The organism is Pseudomonas haemolytica (assembly GCF_009659625.1).
In the GTDB taxonomy this organism is placed as follows: Bacteria; Pseudomonadota; Gammaproteobacteria; order Pseudomonadales; family Pseudomonadaceae; genus Aquipseudomonas; species Aquipseudomonas haemolytica.
This window is the reverse complement of sequence record NZ_VOIW01000007.1, coordinates 300,867-314,289: the sequence shown is the minus strand read 5'-3', so window position 1 is coordinate 314,289 and position 13,423 is coordinate 300,867. Positions and strand designations below refer to the sequence as shown.

11 protein-coding genes, 1 tRNA gene and 2 pseudogenes are annotated in these 13,423 nt (G+C 57.5%); all 14 read right to left on the bottom strand.

The genetic code is table 11. The features are described 5' to 3' along the window. Window positions 1-63 precede the first annotated feature (63 nt). On the bottom strand, window positions 64-804 hold the full coding sequence (locus tag FRT59_RS23155; protein ID WP_153839072.1) for an AraC family transcriptional regulator: 741 nt from the start codon (window positions 802-804) through the stop codon (window positions 64-66). A 1-nt stretch (window position 805) separates the two neighbouring features. Beyond that, window positions 806-2,500 carry a 2-isopropylmalate synthase gene (gene leuA, locus FRT59_RS23150; protein ID WP_034115758.1) on the bottom strand — a complete coding sequence of 565 codons (1,695 nt, stop codon included), beginning with the start codon at window positions 2,498-2,500 and terminating at the stop codon, window positions 806-808. 380 nt (window positions 2,501-2,880) lie between these two features. Next, complete coding sequence (locus FRT59_RS23145; RefSeq protein WP_153872479.1) at window positions 2,881-3,480, bottom strand: hypothetical protein; 600 nt, start codon at window positions 3,478-3,480, stop codon at window positions 2,881-2,883. A 13-nt stretch (window positions 3,481-3,493) separates the two neighbouring features. Next, a complete protein-coding gene (locus tag FRT59_RS23140; RefSeq protein WP_153872478.1) occupies window positions 3,494-4,078 on the bottom strand; it encodes a papain-like cysteine protease family protein in 585 nt (194 codons plus the stop codon). Window positions 4,079-4,469: 391 nt separating this feature from the next. Further along, window positions 4,470-7,073: an autotransporter family protein gene (locus tag FRT59_RS23135; protein ID WP_153872477.1), complete on the bottom strand. Its 2,604-nt coding sequence runs from the start codon at window positions 7,071-7,073 to the stop codon at window positions 4,470-4,472. Window positions 7,074-7,142: 69 nt separating this feature from the next. Then, window positions 7,143-7,730: pseudogene (locus FRT59_RS23130) on the bottom strand (hypothetical protein). Further along, entirely contained in the window at window positions 7,727-8,356 is a 630-nt protein-coding gene (locus tag FRT59_RS23125; protein ID WP_153872476.1) for a hypothetical protein, read from the bottom strand. Before FRT59_RS23125 ends, FRT59_RS23130 begins: the two are co-directional and overlap by 4 nt. A 36-nt stretch (window positions 8,357-8,392) precedes the next feature. After that, the gene (locus tag FRT59_RS23120) at window positions 8,393-8,674 is read right to left on the bottom strand and encodes a hypothetical protein (protein WP_065892966.1); all 282 of its coding nucleotides are present in this window, start codon (window positions 8,672-8,674) and stop codon (window positions 8,393-8,395) included. A 148-nt stretch (window positions 8,675-8,822) separates the two neighbouring features. Further along, window positions 8,823-9,323, bottom strand: a pseudogene (locus tag FRT59_RS23115) (POTRA domain-containing protein); the annotation flags it as partial. 399 nt (window positions 9,324-9,722) lie between these two features. Next, window positions 9,723-9,798: transfer RNA gene (locus FRT59_RS23110), tRNA-Lys, on the bottom strand. A gap of 133 nt (window positions 9,799-9,931) precedes the next feature. Continuing rightward, window positions 9,932-10,579, bottom strand: coding sequence for a 7-carboxy-7-deazaguanine synthase QueE (gene queE / locus FRT59_RS23105; RefSeq protein ID WP_153872475.1), 648 nt, complete (start codon window positions 10,577-10,579; stop codon window positions 9,932-9,934). Window positions 10,580-10,744: 165 nt separating this feature from the next. Beyond that, a complete protein-coding gene (ybgF, locus tag FRT59_RS23100) occupies window positions 10,745-11,575 on the bottom strand; it encodes a tol-pal system protein YbgF (RefSeq protein WP_034115765.1) in 831 nt (276 codons plus the stop codon). Between the two features lie 6 nt (window positions 11,576-11,581). Beyond that, a complete protein-coding gene (pal, locus tag FRT59_RS23095) occupies window positions 11,582-12,082 on the bottom strand; it encodes a peptidoglycan-associated lipoprotein Pal (protein ID WP_003193861.1) in 501 nt (166 codons plus the stop codon). Between the two features lie 55 nt (window positions 12,083-12,137). Beyond that, window positions 12,138-13,418: a Tol-Pal system beta propeller repeat protein TolB gene (gene tolB / locus FRT59_RS23090; RefSeq protein ID WP_034115766.1), complete on the bottom strand. Its 1,281-nt coding sequence runs from the start codon at window positions 13,416-13,418 to the stop codon at window positions 12,138-12,140. Between the last annotated feature and the right edge of the window lie 5 nt (window positions 13,419-13,423).

Here is a 13,423-nt window from a genome sequence, read left to right as displayed (position 1 = left end):
AAACATGGCCCTGCCTGGCGGCGGGCCATGTTCAATGGGAGGCTGTGCTATCGCCAGGGCGAATCAGACCAGGCGGCAGTTGCTCGGGGTGTAACCCATGGTGCGTTTGAACATCGCAGTAAACGCACTCGGGCTCTGATAGCCATGCTCCAGCGCCACTTCCAGGATCGACACGCCGCAGGCCAACCGCTGCATGCTGAGCAAAAGTCGCGTGCGCTTGCGCCACTCGCCATAACTCATACCCAACTCTTTCTGGAACAACCGAGCCAGGGTGCGCGAACTCATATTGAGTTGCGCCGCCCAGCTCTCCAGTTTCGACTCCTGGGAAGGGTTGTCGATAAAGTCCGCACACAGCGACTTGAGCCTGGGCTCATCCGGAATCGGCACATGCGCCAGCACTCTTTGCGCCCTGTCGAGTTCCGAGAAAATCAGCTCGACAATCTGTACATGACGCAACAACGCCGGCTCGCTATCAGGCTCATCACCTGCGGCAACGATCAGCTCACGCAGCAACGGCGAGACCCTGATGACCTGGCACTCTTCGGTCAACCGGCGGTGCGCCCCCGGCGAGATCAGCAAGGTGCGCATACGCACCTCGCCGGTCATGCGGATCTGATGCTCCAGCCCCGAAGGCACCCACAGGGCATGCCCGGAAGGCACCACCCACGTCGTTTCCTCCACCGACACCAGCATCACGCCATTGATGGCGTAGACCAGTTGGCCCTCATCATGTCGGTGGGAAGCCACGATATCTCCGTGCCCATAGTTACCGGCGAGTGCCGCCAATGCGGTATGCGCGTTCATGTCAGGACGGCACCGCAGCGTTCACCACGCTGAGCAGGCCCAGGCGCGATGCGCGATTGACGGCACTCGTCACCGCCTTGAGGGATGCCAGCAAGCTGCTGCCATCGCGTGCGGCGCCGAACAGCAACTGGTTACCCACGCGAATTTCCACATAGGCCAATGCTTCGGCCTGGGCCCCGTCACGGGTGGCATGCTCGTGGTAATCGGCGATATCGAAGTGGATCCCTCGCTGGGCAAAGGCATCGACCAGCGCCGCCAGTGGCCCGTTACCCTCGCCGCTCAAGTCAATGCGCTGTGCACCCTGCTCGAGGGTGGCTTCCAGATAAGTCACGTCGCCCTCACTGACCAGTTTTGGCGCACGTAACGCGTAAGGCTTGCCCTGCTCCAGGTAGTGCCGGGTAAAGCAGGCCAGGATCATCTCGCCGCTGATTTCCTGACCGGAGCCATCTGCTTCCTGTTGCACCAGGCTGCTGAATTCCATCTGCAAGCGCCGCGGCATCACGATGCCGTGCTGCTCCAGCAGATAGGCCACGCCGCCTTTGCCCGACTGACTGTTGACGCGGATCACTGCTTCATAGCTGCGGCCCATATCGGCGGGGTCAATCGGCAGGTACGGCACTTCCCACATGCCGTGAGGGTTAGCCTGGCGCGCCGCAAAGCCTTTCTTGATCGCATCCTGGTGCGACCCGGAAAAAGCGGTGAACACCAATTCACCGGCATAAGGGTGGCGTGGGTGGGTCGGCAACTGATTACAGAACTCCACCTCACGCTGAACGTGAAGAATGTCCGAGAAATCCAGCTGCGGGTCGATGCCGCTGGTGTAGAGGTTCATCGCCAGCGTCAGGATATCCACGTTGCCGGTTCGCTCACCGTTGCCGAACAAGGTGCCCTCGACACGCTCGGCGCCGGCCAGGCACGCCTGCTCCGCGGTGGAAACTCCGGTGCCACGGTCATTGTGCGGGTGGACGCTGATCACCACACTGTCACGGCGGCTGAAGTGTCGGCAGAACCATTCGATCTGATCGGCGAACACATTGGCCGTGGAAACTTCCACCGTGGTCGGCAGGTTCAGGATCATTTTGTTGGCCGGGGTAGGCCCGAAGGTCTGCGTCACCGCCTCACACACCTCAAGGGCAAAATCCAGCTCGGTGAAGCAGAAGGTTTCCGGGGAGTACTGGAACGTCCACTGCGTCTCTGGGTTCGCGTCCATATGCTGCTTGATTTCCCGGGTGGCCTGGGTAGCAATCTCGATGCAACCCGCCCGATCCACGTTAAATACAACCTCTCGGAACACCGGTGCCGTCGCGTTGTAAACGTGCACGATGGCGCGCGGCGCGCCCTTCAGCGCCTCAAACGTGCGCTCGATCAGATGGCTGCGCGCCTGGGTCATGACCTGGATCGTCACATCATCAGGAATCGCACCGCTTTCAATCAGTTCGCGGACGTAGTCAAAGTCGGTCTGCGAAGCGGCGGGGAAACCCACCTCGATTTCCTTGAAACCGACCTTCACCAGCAGATCGAAGAAACGGCGCTTGCGCTCGGCATTCATCGGCTCGATCAACGCCTGGTTGCCATCGCGCATATCCACACTGCACCAGGTAGGTGCTGCGGCTTGGACAGTACTGGGCCATGTGCGATCCGGCAGGTTGACCGTGGTGAAGTGGCGATATTTGCGGGAAGGGTCCTTCAGCATCATGGCATTTCTCCTTTTTATAACAGTGCGTCTGTGGCGAGGGGCGCAACCTGCACGTCGCCTGATTGGATCCAATACTAAACGAACATAGTTTGATACAAATTGCGTTGTTGGCGTGGGAAGATGAAAAAAACCATATAAATAGCCAATATTAGCGACGTAATTGGTTATTTATTGCATTTGCATATGAGATATCACAATTTAATGACTGTAACTCGTAGGTTTTTGGCAAGCGAAGTGATACGCAGGGGCAGGCGCTGGTGAGGAGGGAAAGGAGATAAATGTATTACTCGACAGTACAAGACAGCGCGCCGCCTTTTTACAGGCGGCGCCTTTTTTACAAGGCAAACCCGGACAGTGTCCGGCTTTTACCTAAGGGTTTATCAACTGCCCAACAGTCCACTGGTGTCCGCGTCGAAGCGCTTGCGGGCCTGATCAGCCGCCGGTTTGAGCAGCATGAGCAGCGCCGCCTCACTGTACAACTGAGTGACCGCCAGTTCCTTGGGGGTCGGCTCAATCGGGATCAGCACATCTTCGCTGTCGGCGTGTAGCCAGATTGCCACAACGTGCAATGCCGAGATGAACAGCACTCGCAGCTCAACGGTTTTACCTTGCAATTGCGGGGACTGTTCCGCCAGTTTCAGCGCATCCACCGTCGCCGCTGCCACGGGCCCGTGGTTGAGCGAAGCGAACTCGACATGCCCGCCTACGTCGGCCAATTGCGCATCCGCAATCGTCACGCCATCGGCAAATACCAAGTAACGCCAATCGCCGACCTCAGCGTCTTTTAGGCCTTTACCGTGAGTCAAATCCTCGAGGCTGAGCGAATAGCCACGATAGGCTTCGCTCAGCCTGATGTTGCCCGGTGCGGCGGCCGCGAATGAGTGATTGCGCCCCAGGCCCTGGGTTTGCAGCGCGGCTTGCAACGCCGGACGCAGTGTGTGTACGCCGTTTGAGGGCGCCTTTGGATAAATCAGTTGCATGATGCAGCCCTCCTCAGTTTTTTACGGTGAAGTAAGTGTTGGTCCAATTGCCGCCGCCGTTGTACGAACCAGGGAACGCGTTCAACGCACGGGTCGAGTAGCCGTAGATCGAATCTGCGATCAACAGGTAGTTGCCGTTGGTCCCGTAGATCACCAAAAAGTGCGCACCGCCACCGTACCAGGCACAACGCAAACCGATGGGGCGGCCCCTGTTGATCTGGTTCTGGATGGCCGACATCTGCAACGAGCCTTGATTCATGCCGTTGTAGCTGCGCGTGGTTCGTAAGGCGGAATCCAGATAGCCATAGACGTTGCACGGTCCAGGTTGATTGCAGCAGTTGCGGTCAAGCTCGCTGCTGGCTACACCGCACTGGGTCCAGGACCCGGTGCCGTAGTAGTTGCCGACCGAGGCAGAGAGCGCCGCCCAGCACCAATTGCTCTGGGTTTGTCTCTGCATGCTGAAATTGAGACTGGTGGCAGCCATTGCTTGGGGCTGAGCAGCCGCTTTGACTTCGACCAGTTGCGGATCGAGCAGATGGCCGATCAGGCAGTTGGGCGGTGTATCGCCGGTGAATCGGGTTGTTTCAGTGGATAACATTTTTCAATCCTCCATGAGTGAAAACCAGCGTCCTGCTGGTAAGCGTGTAGCGGTGCTGCTGAGCTATCGACGTTCAAGGTGGCCCATATTTGATGGGAGCGTTGCGATCTGGCTCGGGGTAACCGTAGATGTGAATATGCGTTTACGCAAATATATAAATGCGTTAATGCATATTTACTGATAAAGGAGTGCGGTTTGTCGGGCGGGGACAAAGGGGGACAGATTTATTTATTCAGAAAAAGTAAATCCGTCAACTTTTCAGGACGGGACAGGCCAATCAAATGAATCTGTCCCTTTTTCCTTAAATATCGGGGAATAGATTTCAACGAAGAAAGATTATTGCTTTTGGGAGTAACAGGGGCTCGCAAAGAGCCCCTGTTCGGGTTTAACCCTAAAACGCGTAACGCGCCTTGACCATCACCCCATCGGCATCAAACCCGCTACGCGCCTGGCGGGTATAGCTGGCGCCCACCGTCAGTGCCGACACCTGATAATTCAGGCCCAGGCTGGCTTCGTAACTGTCACGTGCGACCGAAGCGCCCGTGACGGTAAACGCCGAACCGCCCAGCACAAAGCTGGAGGTTTGCGCTACGCGGTCGCCTATCAGGTCGTGATAAGCCATCAAGGTCGCTTCCGGTTGCAGGCTGCCGGTGGCCAACGGGAAGTTGCCAGCCAAGCGCACACCCGCGCCCAACTCGCCCACTTCATAGCGTTGCGAGCCGGTGCTCAGCGCCGCTGAAGAGCCCTTCTCGGTAAAGCTGTCCATGCGCACGTTGGAGTAACGCGCCGCCACTCGCGGTTCTATCACGGCAGCATCCGACAGCTTGAAGCTGTAGCCGCCCAGTACGCTGGCCGACAACACATTGCTGTCGTAGCTGCCCTTGGCGGTAGTGCCCGCCACACGACGCTTGCTGTCATTGTCGTTATGGCCGTAGCTCAGGCTGCCATCGACAAACCAGTTCTGCAGCGACCAGTTGCCGTACAACGACAGCGCATTGCCCTGCACATCGGTCTTGGTGCCCAGGTCCGAATGGATGTTGGAATTGAGGTAGCTGTAAGCCACACCCACCGTGGTGCTGTCGTTCAACCGACCATCCACACCCACCGCCATGCCGCTGCTGTTGGCCGAATAACCGTTCTCGCCGCTGCGGCCATCCTGATCCATGTTGCTGCTCAAGCCTTGCAACCACACACCCACGGCTTCGCGATTATCACGCTGGCCCGAGAGGCGATTGAGGATCGCGCCATTGATCACCGTCTGGCCCGACAAGGCCACGTCCAGCGCACCACGGTTGACGTCCGGCTTGAGTTGCTCGCCCACCTGCGCCAACTGCTGCGCCGTGCCCGCGTTGGCCAGGGCCTGGAACACCGGATCATCCGTTGCCAACTGCCCGAGCACGTCATTTTTTGCTTCGTTGACCACAGTGACAACCGGCTCAGTGGCGCCCGCGCCGGTCAGTTCCTCTTGCACTTGCTGATTGCTCTTCAAACCCACTACGGCCTTGACCGTTTGCGCATCGGCCGAGTAACTCAGCACGTCCAGCAACGACGAAGTACTGGCAACCGACAGGCCGCTGTTCTGCACACTGCTGGCTTGCAGCAAGGTGTACTCGGTGCCGCTCGGCACGGCGGTGAAATCACCAGGGGTGGCGCTCAAGGTCACTGTCGATGCCTGGGCGAAATTCGCCGCACCATTGACCGTCAGGTATGGCGTGGTCGGCACTACGCTGTTGGACAGGCGCATATCAATGCCTGCACCGCTGGCGATGTTGAGGTCACCGGTGAGCACCGTGCCAGGGGCCGACAGGTTCAGAGAGCCCGAGTTGATCGACACTGGCGCGATGATGCGGCTGCCGGAAAAGTCAGCCTGGCCAGCGATGTTCATCGCGTTGACGTTGAGTACGTCGCCGACGATTTTGCCGCCGGTCCAGTTGAGGGTGGCGCGGTTGGCTGCATCGATAGCGATGCCGGAATTGCTGCGGATTTCACCGGCTTGCTGGTTAATTTCGAAGACGGAAGTTTGCTCGGCTGCGTCGACAGAGATGGCCGTGCCATCGGCAGTGATCGTGCCGCGGTTGATGATGCCGCGGGAGCCAGTGGGGCTGTTTTGGGTGAAGGTGGCACCCAGGAGGTCGATCGCTTTGGCGTTGGTGCCTTTGGCTTCGAGGGTTCCGGTGTTGAGGATGGAGTCGACGGTGCCGGCATAAAAAACAATACCGGAAGCATCTGCGCCGTTCACAGACAGCAGGCCACTGTTTTCAATGCGCAGCGGGCTCGTGGTGGTTTCAACTTCTATGCCCCAGGCGCGCTGGCCCGTTGCCGAGATGGTACCGGAGTTGATGATTTTACCGCCGATATTGATCGGGAAATCACTCGGGCCATCCACTGCCAGCGCCACTACTTCATCGCCGACCACCTCGATCACGCCCGTGTTAGCAACGTCGCCTGCCACTTGGGTGTTATGCAGGAACATGCCCTCGCCGCCAAACGTGCCATTGACAGCAGAGACGTCCGATACAACAGGCGTTGATTTGATAGTGCCGGAGTTGATAACACTGCCACCAATCACGGCATCACCAATCTCAAAACCTTCGTAACCGCCATTGTTCATGGTGATGTTACCGGCCTGAATCAAATCGCCCGTAATCGTACTAGGGGTTGAGCCGTCGTTTGCAAAACCGAATGGGTCCACGGCAAACGCCCGAATGGAACGTCCGTCAGAGGTCATCACAATATCAGCGCGATTGATCAGCGAACCTTGAATACTGGTATTGGAAACACTGACGCCCATCAACGCAGTAGTGCCAGAGTCGGGGGTAGGTGTTTGGTTGGTCGCTTCAGTCAGCCTCCCGGTGAAGGTCAGAGACTCGTTGAACGTCTCACCCTTCCACGAGGTTTTGCCTTGACCCAGATCTACTTCAACGGCCAATGCCTGGCTGCTGATTGCACCGACCACCACGGCCAACAGTTTTTGCTTGAATGGATTTCGCTTCATTTGAAAACTCCATGTACGACAGAAAGCAACGCCACAAACCCATGGCGATTACAGATATAAAAAGAACGACTACAACAAGCGCCGCTGCACCGCCTCATCCAACGTGCTGCGGGTCAGGGCTTGCACCACCTCGTGGGTGTCCTGGCGGAAAGGCACGGCAACGATCAACAACAATTGCATCCAGGTACGCAGCGACTCACTCTTGCGCACACGACCCAGCTCCTTGCCGTCCTTGTTCTTGAATACGGTCTCCAGGGTGAAGGTGTTCTTCGCGGTAGAAGGGATAATGAAAAACGTCACCCCGGTGATGATGGCCGACGCCATGCTGAACTGTTCGTTGTTGTACAAGGTGGCCTCAACATAGAGATCCGCCTCGGACTTATCCGTACTCACCCACGCAAAACGCCCAGATTCACGAAAGCCCTCGGCAACCGTCGCTTCCCCAACCGCTGCCGCAGCCCCCGCAGCCATATTGGCCGGCCCACCGTTGACCTGATTCATGACCGTGGTGCGCACGAACACCTTCGGCTTTTGCTGCGGCACATTGGCCGTGGGTGGCCACGCCTGCACGGGAGGCAACTCGTTTTACGAATACGTCACGCAACCAGACAGCAAAATCGCAGCGAGTACCACACAGTGCTTGATTGAACCGATCATTTTTGTTCTGCCTTAAGTTGTGGTTGTGCCAACTTTGCCGTGGCGTTATCGAGCAGGGTTGAAAGCGCGAGGACGGGAATACGCTGCGCGGGATCGGTGATGTCATACACATGCTGCTCACAGCCCGCGCCGACGATCACGAACTCCACCAGGTAAACCTTCTGCTTCTGAGGCTTGAACGCCGAGCTCATAGGGCCGCAGGCGTAGACAATTTTTTCGGCGTAGCGGTAGTAGTTCGAGTCATACACCCGCGACTCGCCCAATACCTCGATTGTCTGCCCCGGATCAGCCAACACTTCCAACTGCGGGAAGCGCTTGACCGCCGCGCTGTTGGCAACCTCACTCATCTTGGCGATCCAGCCGAACACCTTGCCCCGGCCCGAATCCACCACCGTGCCGAGGATCTCCGGCCGCTGATCGGCATCACTGCCACGGCGCACGGAGAACTGCACAGGGTAGGTAAAACCGGTGGCCCGCATGATCACCTTGGCTTGCTCGGCATCGGCCACAACCGTGTTCTGCTGCAACTGCACGCCGTCTTTGAGCAGACTGGACGACGAGTCGCGAGCATTGGAGTGACAGCCCGCGAGGATCAAGGCCGAGAGGATAAAGGCAACTTTTCTCATAAGGGTTTTCCGTATAGATACATGGCCATGCAAGGATCAAAAACTCAAAAAAAATACGACCCCGTATAAAAACAGGGCGAAGCCGGCCAACGCCGCTCGCCACTCCGGGTCGGCATCCTTACTCATGCCGCCCGGCGCGATGGCCACCCTGGCGCCTCGCGCATAGCTGTAGACCGCCTGGCCAAACCACAACTGCACCAGCACCATGAGGAAAAAGCGCTTCCAGCTACCGTCAAATCGTAGAAAGCCATTGAGTAGCGCAGCCAGGAGTAAGACCAGGCCAATGCCGTGCTGATATTTGTATAAGTTCGCGATCATGCTACCCACCCTTGACCGTACCTTTGAGGCCTTCAACCAACTTGTCCCACACCCCCGCAGTACCCAAGGCATTGGAAAGTCACGAAGCGGTTTGCGGCGTAACGCCCTTGGTCACTGCAAACGTTTCAAAGTCCATGCTGAGTGCGTTACCTGTGGCCGCTTCCGGAAGTTCTTCTTTCAAGTAGCCAGGTTTGCCCTCCACCACCAGCACTTGCAGGTGCCCCTTGGACATGTCTTGCTGCGGCAAGTAAGCGCGGCTGGTGACCAGGCCTTTGTCGATGTAGTAGTCGGTGATGACCTTGAGCAATGCATTGAGCTGGGAGACGCCCAGGCACTCGCCGATATAGGGCTTGAGCAGGCGTTCGCGGTCAGGCGCTGGCAGGCTGTCGGCGCCCTTGAGTTCGATGTTTTGAATCGGGTAGCAACGGCTGTCCATCGGGGTTGCCGGCGCCTCGGGCTTGACCTCTTTGCCCGGCAACTCCTTGAGTTGTTCAAGGCGCCGCTGCTGTTCTTTGAGCAGGCGATTTTGGCGGTCGCGGATCAGGTCCTGATCACCCGGCAGGTTGGCGGCCATCACGCTATGGGAAGCGAGGCAAGCGAGCAGGAGAATGCCCAGTGAATACCGGGTCCGTGGCAGTAGGGGCAACATGTTCGATCCATCGAATTGCGAAGGGCGGCAAACTAACATCGTCGCCTTGGCTAGCCAATAATCTGACCCAAATTTAGAAATCCTCCTAAATAGTTACTAACTACATGATAAGTAATGAATATTTTTATGCTGGAAGGAATATCGTTTGAAGTTGAACGCTGTTTTCCGACCAGCGGTATCAGATTTGATACACATTAAGGACGCATGCGAATGACCGGACTATCCGGTCAGTGCCGGTCCGGAATATGAATATTTAGATTAAAGGGATGCGCTTGAACGGCAACCTGCCTCTGAGCACGGATGACGCCCTGTCGATTTGAACGGGCCAAATTTCAGGCAAAAAAAAACCCGGAAATCCTCACTTGCGTGGGCCTTCCGGATTTTCTAAACCGCCAAAAATGGTGGGTCGTGTGGGATTCGAACCTACGACCAATTGGTTAAAAGCCAACTGCTCTACCAACTGAGCTAACGACCCGCTGTGTGGTGGCGCGTATAATACTGATTTCTAAGGATTATTCAACACCTTATTTGAAATAAATCAGAAATAACGCGTTGGGGCCGTAATTGGGCAGGGTTGAAAGCCCGCCGTAGTCCCCTGATCAGCCTTTTCAGCGCCCCGGTTCGTCGTTCCACAGGTACTTATGCAGCTGCAATTGCAAGCGCACCGGCAGATTGTCCGCCACTACCCAGTCCGCCAGGTCACGGGCATTCAGGTCGTGATGGCTGGGCGAGAACAACACCTCCCCCGCGCGACGCTCCAGGCCGTATTGGATCAGCTTGGAAGTCGCCCAGTCATAATCGTCACGGGAACAGATGACGAACTTGACCTGATCGTTGGCCGTCAGCAAGTCCATGTTCTCGTAGCGGTTGCGGTGGGCCTCTTTGGAATCTGGGGTCTTGAGGTCGACCACCCGGCTTACACGCGGGTCGACAGCGGAAATGTCCAAGGCGCCACTGGTTTCCAGTGAGACCTCGTAACCGGCGTCACACAGCTGCTTGAGCAAAGGAATGGCATTGGGTTGCGCCAATGGCTCACCCCCCGTCACACAGACGTAGCGCGGCCGGTAGCTGGCAACCTGTTCCAGGATGTCGTCGAGGGTGCGCACGGTGCCGCCACTGAAGGCGTAGGCGCTGTCACAGTATTGGCAACGCAATGGGCAGCCGGTCAACCGTACAAATACGGTGGGCAGGCCAGCAGTGCGCGTTTCACCCTGTAACGAGTAAAAAACTTCGGTGATGCGTAATGTGTCTTGCATAGTCGCCACGGGCGTAACAGCTAAACAGGCTGTCCGCCTCCGTCAGGCACTTCATGGGATTGCGCCAACGCGCCAACCCCAAAAAGCGTATTTCATAAAAGGGCGTGGATTCTAACGAAAAAACCCGCGCCAGGCGCGGGTTTCTTCTAAACGGGAAAAGCGCGTTTACAAGCGCTGCAGATCCCGTTGGGCCAACTGGGCAGCGGAAGTACCGGGATACTGGGCAACCACCTGCTGCAGAATGCCTTTGACCTTGTCGGTATGACCCAGACGGCGCTCTACGTCAGCGAGTTTGTACAGTGAGTCCGGCACCTTGGCGTGCTTGGGGTACAGTTGGCTGACCTTGGCAAACGCCTGGCCCGCAGCTTGCAAATCACCCTTTGCCAGGTTCACCTCACCCAACCAGTACTGGGCATTGCCCGCGTATTGGCTGTTGGGATATTTGCGCAGGAATGCGGTAAAAGCCTGGCTGGCCTTATCGAAATCCTTGGCCTTGATCAGGTCGAAGGCTGCATCGTAATACAGTTTTTCCTTCGCCGGATCACCCGGTTCACTACTGGCAGCAGGGGCGGCAGCTGCGGCCCCCGCTGCTGCGCCACCGGCAGCGGCGCTAGGCGCGCCACCGGCAGAAGAATTATCAGGAGTAGCGGCAGGTGCAACACCGGCTCCAATACGACGATCAAGATCCTGGTATCGCTCCAGGCCTTCTTGCTTCAGCTGGTTCACTTGATTCTGCAGAACTTCAATGGCGCCTTGTTGCTGCGACAATTGATCCTGCATGCGTTGCAGCTGGTTGAACAGTTCGCCCTGTGCCGAGGGTGCGGACGTAGCCGCTCCCCCAGCATAGGCGCCGTTCGTGCCATAACCCGCTGGCGGATAACTGCTCCCGCTATTGTTATAGCCTGAGTTGCTATCCGTTACAGGAACCGCAGCCCACACCGCAAGCGGTGCGAGGCTGAGAGCCAATACAGTTAGAGCACGACGGCACGTTCGCATGACGAATTACTTACGCAGTTCGACGCGACGGTTCTGAGCCCACGACTGTTCGTCGTTGCCAGTTGCAACTGGACGCTCTTTACCGTAGGAAACCAGTTCCAGTTGGCCTGGAGCAACACCTTGCAGTACCAGGTAGCGCTGAACGGCTTTCGCACGACGCTCGCCCAGTGCCATGTTGTACTCACGAGTACCACGGGCGTCAGTGTTACCTTCCAGAACAACGCGAGCGCCGTTAGCTTTCAGGTCCTTGGCGTGAACGTCCAGAGCGCGCATGGCTTCTGGCTTCAGGTCCGAACTGTCGTATTCGAAGTAGAAAGTGGTGATAGCGCGCAGAGCAGCTTCTTCGCTCAGGGAGCCGTCAACTGCACCAGTGTTAGCGCCGTAACCAGCGTTTGGATCAACAGCAGCGCCTTCACCGGCATTGTCGCCGCCTTTAGAGGAGCAACCAACGGCTACGGACAGAGCCAGAGCCAGAGCAGCAAACTTACCAAACTTCAGCATTTCCATCGTGAAACTCCTAATGAACCCCAGTGTGTTAAGTACTTCTTTTTGTAGCGCCGCGTCAGTTCAGGTAAGGGGACCAGGATGGTTCTCTGACTTCGCCTTGTGCGGTAGGAAGTGGGAGCCTTACGCGTCCATTAATGGACACGAGCATCAAGACTCCCCGGCCCTGCTGGCGGGTGGCGTAGATTACCATGGTGCCGTTGGGTGCAACAGTGGCTGACTCATCAAGGTTGGTATCTGTAAGGATTTTTACGGTTCCGCGCTGCAAATCCTGGGCCGCAACCCGGAAATTAGTGAAACCATCCTGACGGTGAATCATCACCAACGTCTTTTCATCCGCCGAAAGCTTAGGGTTGGCGTTGTAGTTACCGATAAAGGTAACACGCTCCGCACCGCCACCGTTCACGTTTGCCTTGTAGACCTGAGGCTTGCCGCCACGGTCGGAAGTGAAATAGATGGTCGAACCATCTTTACCCCAGAACGGTTCGGTGTTGATACCCGGGCCGCTGGTCACACGGCTGAGCTGGCGCGAGGCCATGTTCATCACGTAGATATCCGGGTTGCCGTCCTTGGACAGCACGAAAGCCAGGCGCGAACCATCCGGCGACCAGGCCGGTGCACCGTTGAGGCCTTCAAAGTTGGTGATCTGCTCACGACGGCCAGTATCAATGTGCTGCACGAAGATACGCGGGCGGCGCTGCTCGAACGAAACATAGGCGATTCGCTTGCCGTCCGGCGCGAAGCGCGGCGACAGGATTGGCTCACGGGACTGCAGCAAGGTCACTGCGCGGGCACCGTCGTAGTCCGAACGTTGCAGGGTGTAGCGAGTGTTGTCTACCGAGAACCGCTCAGCCGTCACATACAGCAGGCGCGTGGAGAACGCCCCCTTGATACCGGTGAGTTTTTCAAACGACTGGTCCGAGATGTAGTGGGCCATGTCGCGCAGTTGTTCGGCGGTACCCGAAACGCTGCCGGTCAAGACCTGCTGCTCGGTGGCCACGTTGAACAACGTGTACTGGATCTGCAGGCGACCGCCGGCTGGCGTGATGTTGCCAACCATCAGGTACTGCGCGCCCACGGCTTTCCAGTCACGGAACACGACTTCGCTGGCCTGGTTGGGCTGGCTGATCATGTTGCCTTTCGGAATCGGCGCGTAGTAACCGGAGTTACGCAGGTCGTCGCTGACGATCTGGGCCATGTCGTCCGGCAGCACGCTGCCGCCTTGCCAACCGAACGGTACAACTGCAATCGGGGTGGCCCGATCGCTACCGCTGGTAACCAGGATGTTCTTTTCATCCGCCGCCGCTATCCCTGCCATACAGCAAATAACGACAAGCATTCCTC